This window comes from Pseudomonas sp. 8_5_2 (assembly GCF_059295255.1).
This window is the reverse complement of the sequence record NZ_CM181238.1, coordinates 3,448,176-3,464,884: the sequence shown is the minus strand read 5'-3', so window position 1 is coordinate 3,464,884 and position 16,709 is coordinate 3,448,176. Positions and strand designations below refer to the sequence as shown.

The following is a 16,709-nucleotide window of genomic DNA, read 5'->3' as shown; positions in this document are numbered from 1 at the left end:
CCAGTAGGTACCCCTCATGATGCGCGTTTCATCGCCTTGCGTTTTGCCGCCCGCTTTTTCCCATCTCGACTCCAAGCCGACCAATCGAACGTAAACCGACGCTGTCGTTCCTGCCTTGCGTTTGCCTTAGATCTGGAGTTGCCCCATGCACGCCAACAATAACAATCCCGCTGCGCCTGATATCCACAACCTGACCAACCGCCAACGAATCCGCGCCATTCTCGGTGCCTGCTCCGGCAACCTGGTGGAGTGGTACGACTTCTTCATCTACGCCTATACCTCGATCTACTTCGCGGCCCTGTTCTTCCCCCAGGGCGACCAGACCACGCAGTTGCTGGCGACTGCCGGGATCTTCGCCGTGGGCTTCTTCATGCGCCCCTTGGGCGGGTGGATCTTCGGTTACCTGGCCGACACCCGTGGTCGCAAGTTTTCCATGATCATCTCTGTGTTCCTGATGTGTGGCGGCTCGCTGATGATCGCCGTGCTGCCCACTTATGAGTCCGTAGGCATGGCAGCTCCTGTGCTGCTGCTGATAGCCCGCCTGATGCAGGGGCTCTCGGTCGGTGCTGAATATGGCACCGGAGCCACCTACATCAGCGAGATTTCCCGCAAGGGCAAGCGCTGCTTCTTTGGCTCGTTCCAGTATTTCACCATCATCGCCGGCCAGCTGCTCGCGCTGCTCACGGTGGTGGTGCTGCAGAACGTGCTGCCGATCGAGGAGCTCAAGGCCTGGGGCTGGCGTATTCCGTTCTTCATCGGTGCGGTGAGCGCACTGGTGGTGGTATATCTGCGCCGTTCAATGCTTGAGACCGCCCATGCTCAGGGCGCGAAACACAAGGAAGCCGGCTCGATCAAAGCGCTGATGAAGCACAAGAAGGCTCTGTTGCTGACCATCGCCATTACGGCCGGTTGCTCGCTCCATTTCTACACCTTCTCCACCTATATGCAGAAATACCTGGTGGTGTCGGCCGGCTTCGATCCCTCGACGGTCAGCTTCATCATGACCGCCGCGCTGGTGGTGTTCATGTGTCTGCAGCCGGTGTTCGGGATGATGGCCGATCGTATCGGCTCGCGTAACAGCATGATTGCCTTCGGCCTGCTGTCGAGCGTGTTGATCGTGCCATTGCTCACGGGCCTGAAGAGCGTCAGCAACCCGTACGAGGCCTTTGCGCTGGTGATGCTAGGGCTGCTGATTGCAGCGTTCTATACGCCAGTGACCGGCGTGCTCAAGGCTGACCTGTACCCCGCCACCGTTCGCGCGCTGGGAGTAGGCTTACCTTACGCACTGGGCAATGCGTTGTGTGGCGGCACGGCCGAGTACGTGGCACTGTCATTGCGCGGCGCGGGGGTGGAGTCGTACTTCTACTATTACGTGGCGGCCATGAGCGCCATTACGCTGCTGGCTGCCGTACTCATGCCCGACCTGCGCAAACATGGTTACCTCGACGGCACCGGGGCGGTGGAGGAGAACACCGGCTTGCGCGGCGGCGCTGCGTACTCCAACGCGAGGGGCTGAATCCTGGCTCGGGCAGCCGCCGGGTATCTTTACCACTATGCTGCCCGGTCCTGTAGTGTCTCGATGCAGTGTCTGGAGACAGTACGGGCCCGTACTGGAGCGCTCGTGACGAACGTCTTCCATCGACCCGGAGCAGATACTGAGTCGGTAATCGGCCGTCAGGTGGCTAACTACCAGATTCACCGCACTGCCCTGAGCCTTCGCCATAACGTGGTCCGGCTGATGCCCAGCTGCCGCGCCGCTTCGTCGAGATTGCCCTGGCAGTTGTCCAGGGTTTCCTGCACATGGCGCAACTGAGCGGCCTTGCCGATGCTGTGCAGGTCCGACTCCCGGGAGGGCCTGGCACGGCTGGTTGGCGTAACCCCTTCGCACAGCTCGGGCAGCACCCGCGCCAAGTACTGTTCGTCTACGCCATGCTCCCCCAGCAGCTCGCGGGCCGAGAGCATCGCCCGCTCGATTACGTTCTCCAGCTCACGCACATTGCCCGGCCACCCATGGCGTGTCAGGTAAGGCAACAGGGCGCCTGGCACGTCCGCCGCGCCCGGTGGCTGGCCTTGGACCAGCAGGCGCTGGCTGATGCCCCGGCAGATCAGGGCAATATCCTCGGGGCGCTCGCGCAAAGGGGTGGTCTGCAGGCGCAGGATATTGAGTCGGTAATACAGGTCGGTACGGAAGTCGCCATCGACTATCGCGCTTCGCAGGTCTTGATGGGTAGCGGCGATGATGCGCACATCGATCGCGATCGGCTCGGTGCCGCCCAGGCGCAGTACTTCGCGCTCCTGCAGCACACGCAGCAGGCGCGTTTGCAGCGGCACGGGCATGTCGCCGATCTCGTCGAGAAACAGTGTGCCCCGGTGCGCCACTTCGAACAGGCCAGGCTTGCCGCCCTTGCGTGAGCCGCTGAAGGCGCCTTCCTCGTAGCCGAACAGTTCGCTTTCCAGCAGCGTCTCCGGGAACGCCGCGCAGTTAATGGCGACGAAGGGGCCTTGTCGGCGCGGGCTCTCGTTGTGGATGCCCTGGGCCAGCAACTCTTTGCCGGTGCCGCTTTCACCGGTGATCAGGATGGTTGACTGGCTGGCGGCAAAACGCCTGGCCAGCTGCAGCATTTCGCGGTTGGCCCGGCTGTTGCCGTCGAGCTGCTCAAGGCGGTACCGGGCGGTAAAGGCGCCGGGCCGGCGGGTGGAACGGATGCGCTGGTCCGCCCGCTGCACGGCGGTGGTGTCCTGGCAGGTCAGGACCAGGCCGGTGCGCTGGCCGTTCTCGAGGATCGGCAGCAGGTTGCTGACCACTGCATGTGAGCCGAGCCGGATCACCCGGTTTTCTTCGCCGCCCTCTGCAAACGCCTGCTGCAGGTCCAGTTCCGGGCACAGCTGCTGCAGCGGACGGCCCAGCGCCGCGCTGAGCGGCAAATCCAGCAGCTGAGCCAGGGCCGGATTGAGCGACTGCACCACGCCCTGGTTGTCGACCGCCGCCACGCCGGTGGGGATGTGTTGCAGCACGGCGTTCAAGTGCCGGCGCTTGGCGATCTCGATCCGTTGGCTATCAAGGATGCCCACGGCCTCCTCGAGCGCCTTGCGCACAGTGTCCTCGCTCAGTGACAGCACGCCGTGCAGGCCGGCCTGTTCCGCCAGCTCCACCACCGTCGATGAGCCGATGATGCTGCGACACCCCATCCGTGCGGCCTGTTCGACTTCCTGGCGCGCTTCTTCCAGGGAGGTGTAGGCAGCCTGGTGAACCTGCACGGTGAACAGCCCGGCCATGGCCTGAAGGCCCTGGTCGATGCGGTTGTAGCTGAGCAAGGCCACTTGCGAGGCATGCTCGCGCGCTTGCCCCAGTGCCCGCAGCAGGTCACCGCCGCCCACACGCATCGTCAGTACCGGGCGCGCCAGGTGCTTACGCAGGTAGGCAGCAGTGGCCCCGGCGCAGATGAACACGTCGGCTTCTCCGCGCAATTCCAGTTCGCGGGCGGCTTGCAGTACCTCGGTCACCGAGGTGTCGAGCACTTCGATGTGGGTGTCGGGGTAGTCCGCGGCGAGCGCGGCCACCATTTGCGCGAGGCGGCTGCGTTGCAGGGGGCGCTGCAGGTGACTGATCAGCACGACGACCTGGGAGGTGGGGGAATGCATGGCGGCGCCTGTTCAGAAATGAATTGTTTCCATCCTGAACCAATTTGTTTCATCTATGCAATTCCGCGCTTCGCCAGCCTTTCCCATGAGCCGCTGCAGGCCAGGCATGACGGGGCTTGCAGATGATCCTGAGAAAGTTGGCCCGGGGGTTGCTCCAGTTGACCTGCCCACTTCAAACCGAAGGCAGGACCATTGATTCATGATCAGTTCCTCTACGACTTGTCCGGCAGGCGACATGCTCGCGGTCGCGACCGATGAGCAGCGCCTTGTCGACTTCATCCGTGAGCAGGCAACGGCAACGCGTGTTGAGATTCAAGCCCGCAAGCGTCTGAGCGGCGGTGCCATCCAGGAAAACTGGCTGCTCGAACTGCTGATCGAGGGCGGTCCCTGGGCCGGTACCCGGCGCTGGGTGTTGCGCAGCGACGCGCTGTCGGCGCTGCCGGCCAGCCTCGACCGCGCCCAGGAGTTCGCCGTGTTGCAGGTGGCCCACCAGGCCGGGGTAAAAGTTCCGCGGCCACTCTGGCTGTGCCGCGATACGCAGGTCCACGGGCGGGTGTTCTTCCTGATGGAGTATGTGTCGGGTGTCGCTGCCGGGCGGGTGCTCAGCGCAGGAGCGGGCGCCCAGGGCCTGGCCCGGCTGGCGGAGCAGCTCGGCGCCAACCTGGCGCGCCTGCATCAGATCCGCCCGCCGAGTGCGGCATTGGACTTCTTGCCCGTGCCGCAGCGTTCGCCTGCCCTGGCCACCGTCGATGCCTATCGGCGTTACCTCGACACCCTCGACGATGCCTACCCGGCACTGGAGTGGGGCCTGCGCTGGTGCGAACTGCATGCACCGCGAGACAGCCGTCTGTGTCTGCTGCACCGCGACTACCGCACGGGCAACTACCTGGCCAGCGAGCAGGGGCTGGAAGCGGTGCTGGACTGGGAATTCACCGGCTGGGGCGACCCTTGCGAGGACCTCGGCTGGTTTACCGCCCCGTGCTGGCGGTTCACGCGCCCTGACCTGGAAGCTGGCGGCATTGGCCAGCTGGCGGACTTCCTGCGTGGCTACCACCAGGTATCGCCACTGTGGGTTGAGCCCCACCAACTGCACTACTGGCAGGTCATGGCGACCCTGCGCTGGGCGGTAATCGCGCTGCAGCAGGGGCAGCGCCATCTGTCCGGCGAAGAGCCTTCCCTGGAGCTGGCACTGACCGCGCGCCTGCTGCCGGAGCTTGAACTCGACATCCTGAACATGACCGGAGCCGATGCGCCATGACCCAGCCGCACGCCCATCAATTACTCGAAATCGCCCGCCAGACCTTGCTGGAGCAGGTATTGCCGGCTCTGCCCGGCGAGCTGCGCTACCCGACGCTGATGATCGCCAACGCCATGGCCATCGCCGCCCGCGAAAACCGCCTGGGCGCCGTCCTCGGCCTTCAGGAGCAGGCGCACCTGGCCGCGCTGATCGATGCGCCGGCCCCTTCATTGCAGGAAGCCCGACGCCAGCTGGCACGGGCGATTCGCCAAGGTCACCACGATACCCCGCACAGCGCTCGCACTCTGGTCGAGACGCTGCGCCAGGTGACGCTCGACCGGCTGACGATCAGTAACCCCAAGGCCGTGCGCTGAGCGAGGCGCCCCCCTGTTTCAAGACCGACAAGCACCAACAAGGACCCTCATGAACTTCACCCTCCCAGACGAACTGCTCGAACTGCAGGCCAGAACCCGCACTTTCATTGCCGAACAGGTCATCCCGTTCGAGAACGACCCACGCCAGGATGGCCACGGCCCCAGCGACGACCTGCGTCGGGACCTGCAGGCCCGCGCCCAGGCAGCGGGCCTGCTGACGCCCCACGCCAGCCGCGAAATGGGCGGGTTGGGCCTGAGCCATGCAGCCAAGGCCATCGTCTTCGAAGAGGCCGGCTACTCGCCCCTGGGCCCGGTGGCGCTGAACATCCATGCCCCGGACGAAGGCAACATCCACCTGATGGACGTGGTGGCCACCGAAGCGCAAAAGGACCGCTGGCTGCGGCCCTTGGTCCAGGGGCACATGCGCTCGTGCTTCGCCATGACCGAACCGGCGCCGGGCTCGGGGTCAGATCCGTCGATGCTGCGCACCACCGCCACCCGCGATGGCGACGATTACCTTATCAACGGCCGCAAGTGGTTAATCACCGGGGCCGACGGCGCCGGGTTCGCGATCATCATGGCGCGCATGGAGGATGGCTCGGCGACCATGTTCCTGTCCGACATGCAGCGCGAAGGGATCATCCACGAGCGCCAGCTGGATACCCTGGACAGCTGCTTCACCGGCGGCCACGGGCAACTGCGTTTCGACAACCTGCGGGTACCGGCCAGCGATGTGCTGGGCGAGATCGGCAAGGGCTTCCGCTATGCCCAGGTACGCCTGGCCCCGGCGCGCCTGACCCACTGCATGCGCTGGCTCGGTGCCGCGCGACGGGCCCATGACATCGCCTGTGACTACGCACGCACCCGCGATGCGTTCGGCAAGCCGCTGGGTGAGCATCAGGGCGTAGGCTTCATGCTGGCCGACAACATGATGGACCTGCATGTGGTGCGCCTGGCGGTCTGGCACTGCGCCTGGGTGCTCGACCAAGGCCAGCGCGCCAATGTCGATTCGAGCATGGCCAAGGTGATCAGCGCCGAGGCGCTGTGGCGGGTGGTCGATCGCTGCGTGCAGGTGCTGGGCGGGCGTGGCGTGACCGGGGAGACCGTGGTGGAGCGGATCTTCCGCGACATTCGCCCGTTCCGCATCTACGACGGCCCAAGCGAAGTGCACCGCATGAGCCTGGCGAAGAAACTCCTCGACCAGCGCCCGGGAGCCCACTGATGCAGCCGACTGTTGCCCGACTGTTCGCCCTTGATGGGCGGCGCGCCCTGGTGACCGGCGCCTCCAGCGGCCTTGGCCGACATTTCGCCACTACCCTGGCGGCGGCCGGTGCCGAGGTGGTGGTGACGGCCAGGCGCCTGGGGCCGCTGCAGAGCCTGGTCGAGTCTATCGAGCTGGCCGGTGGTCGCGCGCGGGCCCTGGCCCTGGATGTGACCTGCCGCGACGATGTATGCCGGGTGCTCGATGCCGCCGGCCCGCTGGATGTGCTGGTCAACAACGCCGGGGTGAGCGACAGCCAGTCGCTGCTGGCCTGCGACGACCAGAGCTGGGACCGGGTGCTCGACACCAACCTCAAGGGCGCCTGGACTGTGGCCCAGGAGTGCGCCCGGCGGATGGTCGCCGCGGGGCAGGGCGGCAGCCTGATCAATGTGACCTCGATCCTCGCCAGCCGCGTGGCTGGCGCCGTCGGCCCCTATCTGGCGGCCAAGGCCGGGCTTGCCCACCTGACTCGCGCCATGGCCCTGGAACTGGCGCGCCATGGCATCCGGGTGAACGCCTTGGCGCCGGGCTACGTGATGACCGAGCTCAATGATGCCTTCCTGGCCGGCGAGGCCGGAGAGAAGCTGCGCTCGCGTATCCCCAGTCGGCGCTTCAGCCAGCCACAGGACCTGGACGGCGCCTTGCTGTTGCTGGCCAGCGACGCCGGGCGGGCCATGAGCGGCACCGAAATCGTGGTCGATGGCGGGCACCTGTGCAGCAGCCTGTGATCTGACCCGGCCACAACCCTGATGCGAGAACAACAATAAGCAGGAGATGTGTATGTACCTTCAATGCCTGGATAACCTGTCGATGGGGTGTCAGTGATGATTCACCCAACCTTCGAGCATGAGCTTGCCCCCAACGAAGCCAACCATGTGCCCCTTTCACCGTTGTCGTTCCTCAAACGCGCCGCCCAGGTGTACCCGCAGCGTGATGCCGTGGTGTACGGCGAGCGGCGCTACAGCTACCAGCAGCTGCATAAGCGCAGCCGTGCCCTGGCCAGTGCGCTGGAGCGGGTCGGCGTGCAGCCGGGCGAGCGGGTGGCGATACTCGCGCCGAACATCCCTGAAATGCTCGAGGCGCACTATGGCGTGCCCGGTGCGGGCGCCGTGCTGGTGTGCATCAATATCCGCCTGGAGGCGCGCAGCATCGCTTTCATCCTGCGTCATTGCGCGGCCAAGGTGCTGATCTGCGATCGTGAGTTTGGCGCGGTGGTGCAACAGGCACTGGCCATGCTCGACACGCCTCCATTGCTGGTAGCCATCGACGATGACGCGTCCGAGCCGGGCGAGCTGGCCGATGACCTGGAGTACGAGGCATTCCTGGCCCAGGGCGATCCGGCCAGGCCGCTGAGCGCGCCGCAGAATGAATGGCAATCGATCGCCATCAACTATACCTCTGGCACCACCGGCGACCCCAAGGGCGTGGTGCTGCATCACCGTGGCGCCTACCTCAATGCCTGCGCCGGGGCGCTGATCTTCCAGCTGGGGCCGCGCAGCGTCTACCTGTGGACCTTGCCGATGTTCCACTGCAACGGTTGGAGCCACACCTGGGCGGTGACCTTGTCCGGGGGCACCCATGTGTGCCTGCGCAAGGTCCAGCCCGAAGCGATCCACACCGCGATCGCCGTGCATGGTGTGACCCATTTGAGCGCCGCGCCGGTGGTGATGTCGATGCTGATCCATGCCCAGCACGCTGGCGCGCCGAGCGGGCCGGTATCGGTGATCACCGGCGGCGCCGCGCCACCCAGCGCGGTGATCGCGGCGATGGAAGCACGCGGCTTCAGCATCACCCATGCCTACGGCATGACCGAAAGCTACGGCCCCAGCACCCTGTGCCTGTGGCAGCCGGGCGTCGACGAATTGCCTCTGAAGGCTCGCGCCCGGTTCATGAGCCGCCAGGGCGTCGCCCACCCGATGCTTGAAGAGGCTACGGTGCTGGATACCGACACCGGCCGTCCGGTCCCGGCCGACGGCCTTACCCTTGGCGAGCTGGTGGTGCGCGGCAACACCGTGATGAAAGGTTACCTGCACAATCCAGAGGCCACCCGGGCCGCATTGGCCAATGGCTGGCTGCACACGGGCGACCTGGCCGTGCTGCACCCGGACGGCTATGTGGAAATCAAGGACCGGTCCAAGGACATCATCATTTCCGGCGGCGAGAACATCAGCTCGCTGGAGATCGAAGAAGTGCTGTACCAGCACCCTGAGGTGGTCGAGGCCGCAGTGGTGGCGCGCCCGGATTCGCGCTGGGGCGAGACACCCCATGCGTTTGTCACCCTGCGCTCGAATGGGCTCGCCACGGTCACGGAAGGCGACCTGATCCGCTGGTGCCGTGAACGTCTGGCGCATTTCAAGGCTCCGCGACATGTGTCGCTCACGGAACTGCCCAAGACCGCCACCGGCAAGATCCAGAAGTTCGTCCTGCGTGAGTGGGCCCGGCAACAGGAGGCGCCGACCGCCGACGCCGAGCACTGATCGAGCTGTAACACCTGCACATCCCATAACAACAAGTACATTGACCGAGGTGTCTCATGTCCAGCCTGTTATATGCGCGTGTTCGCGCCAGTGCCCAGTTCCAGCAACTGGTGGCGCGCAGAAACCGCTTCACCCTGAGCCTGTTCCTGCTGATCCTGACCACGTTCTATGGCTACATCGCGTTGGTGTCGCTCTGGCCCGAGCTGATCGCCAGGCGGCTGACCGAGGGGTCGAACATGACTTTCGGCGTCGCGGCCGGCGCCTTCCTGTTCGTGTTCTTCTGCGCGTTGTCGGCGTTCTATGTGTACCGGGCCAATGGCGAGTTCGATCGCCTGACGCAGGCGCTGGTCGCCGGACTGGAAGGGGAGCAGGGCGCATGAAGAAACTACTGCCTCTGGCTTTGTTGCTGCACTCGGGCCTGTCGCTGGCTTCACCTGCGCTCGACGCGGGCCAGCGTCAGCCGCTCAATCTGCATGCCATAGGCATGTTCATGGTGTTCGTGTTGTTCACGCTGTGCATCACCTGGTGGGCAGCGCGGCGCACCCGCTCGACGGCGGACTTCTACAGCGCCGGTGGCGGCATACTGGGCTGGCAGAATGGCCTGGCGCTGGCCGGTGACTATATGTCCGCCTCGACGCTGCTGGGGATCACCGCGCTCATCTACACCTCCGGCATGGATGGTTACATTTACCTCATCGCCTTCTTCGCAGGCTGGCCGGTGTTGCTGCTGTTGATGACCGAGCGACTGCGCAACCTTGGCCGCTTCACCTTCGCCGACATCACCTCGTACCGCCTCAACCAAGGCAAGGTGCGCACCATGGCCGCTATCGGCTCGCTGACCGTGGTGTGTTTCTATCTGGTGGCGCAGATGGTCGGGGCTGGGCAGTTGATCAGGCTGCTGTTCGGCCTGGACTACCACATCGCCTTGGTGATCGTCGGTGCGCTGATGATGCTGTATGTGACCTTCGGCGGCATGGTGGCCACCACCTGGGTGCAGATCATCAAGGCGTTCCTGCTGTTGGTCGGCGGGTCGCTGGTGCTGTTCCTGGCGATGCGCGAGTTCGACTTCAGCTATGACACACTGGTCAGCAAGGCCATGGACACCCATGCCCTGGGCGAACGCCTGCTGGCGCCCGGCAGCCTGTTGGCCGACCCATTGACCGCGCTGTCGCTGAGCCTGGGGCTGGTGTTCGGCACCGCCGGGCTACCGCATATCCTGATGCGCTTCTTCACTGTCAGCGATGCCCGGGAGGCGCGCAAGTCGGTGCTCTATGCCACCGGGTTCATCGGCTACTTCTTCAACGTCATTTTCCTGCTGGGCCTGGCGTCGATCGTGATCGTCAGTCAGCAGCCGCAATTCTTCGAGGGCGGGGAGGTGGGTGGCAAGTTGCTGGGCGGGGGCAACATGGTGGTCATGCACCTGGCCCAGGCCGTTGGCGGCAACCTGCTGCTGGGTTTCTTGTCTGCAGTGACCTTCGCCACCATTTTGGCCGTGGTTTCAGGCCTGGCCCTGGCCGGGGCGTCCGCCATCGCCCATGACCTGTATGCGCGGGTGATCATGAAAGGCGCGGCCAGCGAGCGGCAGGAACTGCGGGTGACCAAGCTGGCTACCCTGGGCCTTGGGTTGGTGGCGGTAGCCTTGGGTATGGTATTCGAAAACATCAACGTGGCGTTCATGGTTGCGCTGGCCTTTGGTATTGCCGCTTCGGCCAACTTCCCGGTGCTGTTCCTGTCGATGTTCTGGTCGGGGCTGACTACCCGTGGTGCGTTGGCCGGTGGCTACGTCGGGTTGCTCAGTGCCATGGGCTTCGTGGTGTTTTCCAAGCTGGTGTGGGTGGATGTGTTGAACTTCGCCGAGCCGCTGTTCCCCTATACACAGCCTGCGCTGTTCTCCATGCCGCTGGCGTTTTTGCTGGCTTACGCAGTTTCCCGGCTGGACCGGACGGCACGGGCCAAGGCGGAAAGGGCGGCTTTCGCCGACCAGTTCGTACGGGGCCAGACCGGCCTCGGTGCCAGCGGTGCAGTCGATCATTGACTTAAAACGGCCGCTGGCGGATGAGTGCCTGCGGCCGCGTTCCCTGCTTGGTATCCCCTTGCCCTGGCTCCTGTTCACGGGCGCATGACTTGGTAGTGGCCACGATGTCCTGGTCGCCGTAGCCCATCGCCGCCGCGCGCTGCACAACCTTGCACACCGGGTCGAAGACCCGCACGCCGTTGCATACGATGGGCCTGCGTGCGGCACCTGCATCGATACAGGCCGCACAGCAGGCCCCTGCATTTACTGGCGCAGCGCTGCCGCGACCGATTCACCAAAGGCTTTCAGGCCTTCCTCCAGTTGGTCGGTCGGGGTATTCAACGGTGGCATCAGCTTGATGATTTCGCCGTTCGGTCCGCAGCGGTCGACCAGTACGCCCGCTTGCAGTACGCGCTGCTGGGCATCTTTGGCCAAGGCCACGTTGCCGCGGCCGAAATCGATGCCGGCGATCATGCCGCGCGAGCGTGCGGACGCCACGCCCGGGATCTCTGCGAAACCGGCAACCGCACGGGTCATGGCCGCGCTGTTGTCGGCCAGCAGCTTCAAGAACTGCTCGTCGCGCCAATAGCCGAGCGCGATCTGCGCGGTCAGGAAGGCCAGCTGGTTGCCGCGGAAGGTGCCGATGTGATCGCCTGGTTCCCAGGCATCCAGCCCGGCGCGGATCAACACGATCGCCATCGGCAGGCCAAAGCCGCCGATGGATTTCGCGCAGGTGATCAGGTCCGGCACGATCCCGGAGCGCTCGAAACCGAAGAAATCGCCCGTGCGGCCACAGCCGGCCTGGATCTCGTCGCAGATGAGCACGACGCCGTGATCGCGGGTCCATTGGCGCAAGCGCTGCAACCACAGGTTGGAAGCCGGGTAGACACCGGCCTGGATCTGCACCGACTCGACGATCACGGCGGCCGGCAGTTCCGATCCGCTGCCCTGGTCGTTGGCCAGGCGCTCAAGGAAACCAATGCTGTCGAACTCACCGTAAGGGCTGTCTTCGTACGGTACGAACACCACGTCGTTGGACAGCCCGGGGCCTCGGCGGGTCCGGTTGCCGGTGACCGCCAGGGCGCCGGCCGTCATGCCGTGGTAGGCCCCGTAGAAGGAGACGACCTTGGTGCGCCCCGTCACCTTGCGCGCCAGCTTCAATGCCGCCTCGACAGCGTCGGCGCCGGTCGGGCCGGTGAACTGCACTTTGTAGTCCCAGCCGCGTGGCTGGAACAGGTCACGTTCGATCGACTCCAGGAACTGGCGCTTGGTGGAGGTGTGCAGATCGAGGGCGTGGGTCACGCCGTTGGCCGACAGGTAGGCGATCAAGGCATCGCGCATGCGCGGGTCGTTGTGGCCATAGTTCAGGGCGCCTGCGCCGGCGAAGAAGTCCAGGTACTCGCGGCCATCTTCGCCGCGGATCTTGCTGCCCTGGGCGGTATCGAACACCAGCGGCAAGTCGCGGCAGTACATCCGCACATTGGACTCGAGCCTTTCGAACGTTTCGATGTTGTTCATGCATAACCTCTGGCAATGATGGGGTGTCGTGGGGCGTCAGTGCTTGAACATCACGTGGCGGACCACGGTGTAGTCTTCCAGGCCGTACATGGACAGGTCCTTGCCGTACCCCGACAGCTTCACGCCGCCATGGGGCATTTCGCTCACCAGCATGAAGTGGGTGTTGACCCAGGTGCAGCCGTATTGCAGGCGGGCGGCCAGGCGATGTGCCCGCCCCACGTCGGCGGTCCACACCGAAGAGGCCAGGCCGTAGTCCGACTCATTGGCCCACGCCAGTACCTGGGCCTCGTCCTCGAAGGAAGAGACCGTAACCACCGGCCCGAAGATTTCACGGCACACCACCTCGTCTTCCTGGCGGGTGCCGGCCAGGACCGTGGGCTCGAAGAAGAACCCGCCCCCTGAGGCGCGCTTGCCGCCGGTGACGACCTCGATATGGGGCAGCTCCCGGGCACGGTTCACGAAGCCCTCGACACGCTGCAGATGCTCTTGGGTGATCAGCGGGCCCATTTCGGTTGCCGGGTCATCCTGCAACCCGCATTTGATGCTGGACACGGCGTGGCCAAGCTTGCGAACGAATTCCGGGTAGACCTCCTTCTGCACATAGAGGCGACACGCGGCGGTACAGTCCTGGCCGGCGTTGTAGAAGCCGAAGGCGCGGATGCCCTCGACGGCGGCATCGATGTCGGCATCGTCGAAGATAATCACCGGTGCCTTGCCACCGAGCTCCATGTGCATCCGTTTCACGCTGTCGGCCGTGCCTTCGATGATGCGGCTGCCGGTACGCACGGAGCCGGTCAGCGACACCATGCGCACCTGGGCGTGGCTGGTCAGCGGTTCACCTACCGTGGCGCCGCGGCCATGGACGATGTTGACCACACCGGCGGGGAAGATGTCGGCGAGCAGCTCCCCCAGTTTCAAGGTGCTCATCGGGGTGTGCTCGGAGGGTTTCAGGACCACGGTGTTGCCGCCGGCCAAGGCCGGGCCGAGCTTCCATGCCGCCATCAGCAACGGATAGTTCCACGGCGCGATGGAAGCGACGACACCGATCGCGTCGCGGCGGATCATCGAGGTGTGCCCCGGGATGTACTCGCCCGCCGCCGAGCCTTGCAGGCAGCGAACGGCGCCGGCAAAAAAGCGGAACACGTCCGAGACGGCGGGCAGTTCGTCCTGTAGCACGGCCGTGAAGGGTTTGCCGCAGTTATCTGCTTCCAGGCGGGCGAACACCGGTGCCTGGGCGTCGATGCTATCAGCAAGTTTGAGCAGCAGTGCCGCACGGTCCTTGGGTGGTGTTTGCGACCAGGCTTCGAAGGCCGCATCCGCGCACTGCACCGCGGCATTCACCTGGGCACGGCTGGCCTCGTGGGTCTGTACCAGGACGCTGCCCAGGGACGGGTTGTATACCGCCAGCTCGTCGCCTTCGCCGGCCACCAGGGCGCCATTGATCAGGAGCTTTGTTTGCATGTCGATTCTCGTGTTTGAACGGCAAGGCCTGTGGCCTGCCTTGGGATTGTCGTCAGAGGGTTCGATGGAAAGGAGGGGCGCTACGCCAGGGCGTCGGGGACCGGGTTACGGAACAGGCTGGTGCGGCAGGCGAGGTAGACCAGCCCGAGGCCGAGCCAGCAACTGCCCATGATCAGCGCGTCTTTGTCCAGGCTGGCCAGCATCCACCCGGCCGTGACCAGGCCGATGAGCGGGAACGCCACGCCGCGCAGCAACCCGGCCCCGTCCTTGACGCGCGCATCGAAGGTGAGCCGCAAGGCGCACAGGTTGACGGCAGTGAAGGCGAGAAACGCGCCGAAGTTGACCAGGGAGGTCGCGGTGGCGATCGTCAGGCCAAAACCGGCGGTGCCGAACACACCGCACAGCAGGATGTTGAATGCCGGGGTCTTGTAGCGAGGGTGCAGCGCGCCGAACAACCGGCGGGGCAGTTGGTTGTCCCGGCCAAGGGCGTAGAGCAGCCGGCCCACGCTGGCCTGGAACGACATTCCCGCCGCGAAGTGGGCGACGATGATCCCGGCCAGGACCACGGCGAAGAACAGGTCGCCGCCGATCATCCGGGCAATCTCGAAGGCGGCCCCGTCCACCCGTTCGAACGTGGGGGAGGGGTGCGCCAGGTACATGAAGTACGAGGAACCGACGTAGACCGAGCCGCCGATCAAGGCAACCAGCAGGATGGCGCGCGGTAGCGTGCGGCCAGGGTCGCGGGTTTCCTCGCTCAGGGTGGACAGCGCGTCAAAGCCCAGGAACGAGTACGCGGCAATGGCGGCGCCGGCCATGCTGGTGGCGAAGGGCACGTCCTGGTTGAAGAACGGCTTGGCCGACAGCAGCCCGCCAGGGCCGTTGGCAGCTACGATGTAGTGCGCGCACAGGCCGATGAACACGACGATGATGACCAGTTGCACCACCATCAACAGCACGTTGAAGCGGTTGGCCACCTGGATGCCGAGCACATTGAGCAGCGAGGTGGAGACGATGAAGCCGGTGATCCACACCCACTGGGGCACCTCAGGGAACGCCATGTTGAGGTAGCTGGCGCCGAGCAGCCAGATCAGCATCGGGATGAAGAAGTAGTCGAGCAGGGCGGCCCAGCCCACCATGAAACCGAGGTTGGCATTGAGCATCTTGCGGGTGTAGGTGTAGGCCGAACCTGCCACCGGGAACACCCTGACCAGTCGGCCATAGCTCAAGGCCGTGAACACCACGCCGGTGGCTGCAATCAGGTAGGCCATTGCCGTGGTGTTGCCGCTGGCCTGCGTGATCACGCCGTAGGTGCCGAAGACAATCAGCGGGGCCAGGAATGCCAGGCCGAAAAGCAGCACGGAAAACGGCCCCAGGGTGCGCCTCAACGAGGCGCCGGAGGTTGACTGACTCATGACGGTGCCCCCTTACGCGACGGAGTGGTAAGCGGTGGTGATGATGTCGTGGTAGGCCGCTACGGACATCGCCTTGGCATTGCTGGCATCCGAGAAGTTTTGCTTGGACTTTTCGGCGATGGTCAGGAAGTCGTCCTCGCGCACGCCCTTGACCTCAGCGAATCGGGGGATGCCCAGCTCCTTGCTCATCTTGAACAGATGGGCCACAGCGGCCTCGGCAGCGTCGACCGGCGACAGCCTGGGGTCGACCCCCAATGCGTAGGCGACCTGGGCATGGCGGACGATATCGGCATCACGGTTGTGGCCGAACACGAAGGGCAGGAAGATCGCGTTGCCCACACCGTGGGGCGTGTCGTACATGCCGCCGATGGCTTCGGAAATGCAGTGCACGCTGCCGACGTCGGCGTTGCCGAAGGCCATGCCGGCGATCAGGCTGGCCACCAGCATCTGCTCCCGGGCCGCCTGGTTGTCGGGCTCCTGCACGGCCGCCTTGAGGTGCTGGCTGATCAGGCGGATGGCATGCAGCGCCAAGCCGTCGCTGATCGGGTTGGCCACGCGGCAGGTGTAGGCTTCGATGGCATGGGTCAGGGCATCCATGCCGGTCGCGGCGGCAATCGACGATGGCAGCGTGTCGGTGATGTGGGAATCGAGCAGGGCCAGTACCGGGCCGATGCGGTAATCCAGCACGTTCATCTTGAAGTGGCGGGCGGTGTCGGTGATCACCGAGAAGCAGGTCACCTCGCTACCGGTGCCGGCCGTGGTGGGAATGGCGACGATAGGCGCGATGGCATGGGTGAGGGTGAACGACCCTTCGTAGTCTTCGATACGGCCGTCGTGGGTGAGCAGCAGGCTGATGGCCTTGGCCGCATCCATCGCGCTGCCGCCTCCCACGGCCAGCAGGCCGTCGATACCCGTGCCCCGATAGCGCTGGGCGGTGTGGTTGATGTCTTCGCTGCGCGGGTTGGCCTTGATGTCCGCCACTTCCTCGTAGGCGATGCCGGCCCTGTCGAGGCTGGCGTAGACGCTGTCCAGCAGGCCTGCGGCCTTGACCCCGGCATCGGTCACGATCAACACGCGGGCCAGGCCGAGTTGCCGCAGGTGTTCACCGGTGCGCTCGCGCAGGCCCGGTTCCATCACGATTTTGCTGGGGAGTAAAAACTTGAATTCCATACGTACCTCTTGCTCAAATTGTTGTCATTGTCGAAAGGGCAGTGGAGGAGCATCCGCGCCTGGCCGTGTTTAACGGCTCGGGCGTGTAATGTGGGCCTGGCGGTTAGGCACGGGCCGGAATGTTGTTGTTTTGGGTCTTGCGT

General features: G+C 64.9%; 13 protein-coding genes. 8 read left to right on the top strand and 5 right to left on the bottom strand.

Annotation, left to right across the window (positions count from 1 at the left end; genetic code table 11):
• Positions 1-145: 145 nt before the first annotated feature.
• The gene (locus AC5O5R_RS15855) at positions 146-1,516 is read left to right on the top strand and encodes an MFS family transporter (protein ID WP_172227362.1); all 1,371 of its coding nucleotides are present in this window, start codon (positions 146-148) and stop codon (positions 1,514-1,516) included.
• A 179-nt stretch (positions 1,517-1,695) separates the two neighbouring features.
• Here AC5O5R_RS15855 and prpR read toward each other — a convergent pair whose 3' ends face one another.
• Positions 1,696-3,642, bottom strand: coding sequence for a propionate catabolism operon regulatory protein PrpR (prpR, locus tag AC5O5R_RS15850; RefSeq protein WP_494514529.1), 1,947 nt, complete (start codon positions 3,640-3,642; stop codon positions 1,696-1,698).
• Between the two features lie 199 nt (positions 3,643-3,841).
• On the opposite strand from prpR, the gene AC5O5R_RS15845 reads away from it, so the two are divergent.
• The 7 genes from AC5O5R_RS15845 (at position 3,842) to AC5O5R_RS15815 (ending at position 11,026) form a co-directional block, all read left to right on the top strand.
• Positions 3,842-4,900 (top strand): phosphotransferase family protein, encoded by a 1,059-nt coding sequence (locus AC5O5R_RS15845; RefSeq protein ID WP_256678567.1) that lies wholly within the window; start codon positions 3,842-3,844, stop codon positions 4,898-4,900.
• Positions 4,897-5,253 (top strand): DUF6285 domain-containing protein, encoded by a 357-nt coding sequence (locus AC5O5R_RS15840; RefSeq protein ID WP_172232986.1) that lies wholly within the window; start codon positions 4,897-4,899, stop codon positions 5,251-5,253. The genes AC5O5R_RS15845 and AC5O5R_RS15840 overlap by 4 nt, the downstream gene beginning before the upstream one ends.
• 49 nt (positions 5,254-5,302) lie before the next feature.
• On the top strand, positions 5,303-6,475 hold the full coding sequence (locus AC5O5R_RS15835; RefSeq protein WP_494514528.1) for an acyl-CoA dehydrogenase family protein: 1,173 nt from the start codon (positions 5,303-5,305) through the stop codon (positions 6,473-6,475).
• The gene (locus tag AC5O5R_RS15830) at positions 6,475-7,242 is read left to right on the top strand and encodes an SDR family NAD(P)-dependent oxidoreductase (protein ID WP_172227110.1); all 768 of its coding nucleotides are present in this window, start codon (positions 6,475-6,477) and stop codon (positions 7,240-7,242) included. The genes AC5O5R_RS15835 and AC5O5R_RS15830 overlap by 1 nt, the downstream gene beginning before the upstream one ends.
• 96 nt (positions 7,243-7,338) lie before the next feature.
• Entirely contained in the window at positions 7,339-8,991 is a 1,653-nt protein-coding gene (locus AC5O5R_RS15825) for an acyl-CoA synthetase (RefSeq protein ID WP_218584531.1), read from the top strand.
• A 56-nt stretch (positions 8,992-9,047) separates the two neighbouring features.
• Positions 9,048-9,371, top strand: coding sequence for a DUF485 domain-containing protein (locus AC5O5R_RS15820; protein ID WP_172227107.1), 324 nt, complete (start codon positions 9,048-9,050; stop codon positions 9,369-9,371).
• Complete coding sequence (locus tag AC5O5R_RS15815; protein ID WP_172227104.1) at positions 9,368-11,026, top strand: cation acetate symporter; 1,659 nt, start codon at positions 9,368-9,370, stop codon at positions 11,024-11,026. The genes AC5O5R_RS15820 and AC5O5R_RS15815 overlap by 4 nt, the downstream gene beginning before the upstream one ends.
• 243 nt (positions 11,027-11,269) lie before the next feature.
• Here the strand turns inward: AC5O5R_RS15815 and AC5O5R_RS15810 are convergent, their stop codons facing one another.
• The 4 genes from AC5O5R_RS15810 to AC5O5R_RS15795 all read right to left on the bottom strand — a co-directional run bounded on the left by AC5O5R_RS15810 (position 11,270) and on the right by AC5O5R_RS15795 (position 16,566).
• Positions 11,270-12,523, bottom strand: coding sequence for an aspartate aminotransferase family protein (locus AC5O5R_RS15810; RefSeq protein ID WP_172227102.1), 1,254 nt, complete (start codon positions 12,521-12,523; stop codon positions 11,270-11,272).
• 36 nt (positions 12,524-12,559) lie between these two features.
• Complete coding sequence (locus AC5O5R_RS15805; RefSeq protein ID WP_494514527.1) at positions 12,560-13,984, bottom strand: gamma-aminobutyraldehyde dehydrogenase; 1,425 nt, start codon at positions 13,982-13,984, stop codon at positions 12,560-12,562.
• Between the two features lie 80 nt (positions 13,985-14,064).
• A complete protein-coding gene (locus tag AC5O5R_RS15800) occupies positions 14,065-15,396 on the bottom strand; it encodes an APC family permease (protein WP_172227099.1) in 1,332 nt (443 codons plus the stop codon).
• A 12-nt stretch (positions 15,397-15,408) separates the two neighbouring features.
• Positions 15,409-16,566 carry an iron-containing alcohol dehydrogenase gene (locus tag AC5O5R_RS15795; protein WP_172227096.1) on the bottom strand — a complete coding sequence of 386 codons (1,158 nt, stop codon included), beginning with the start codon at positions 16,564-16,566 and terminating at the stop codon, positions 15,409-15,411.
• Positions 16,567-16,709 lie beyond the last annotated feature (143 nt).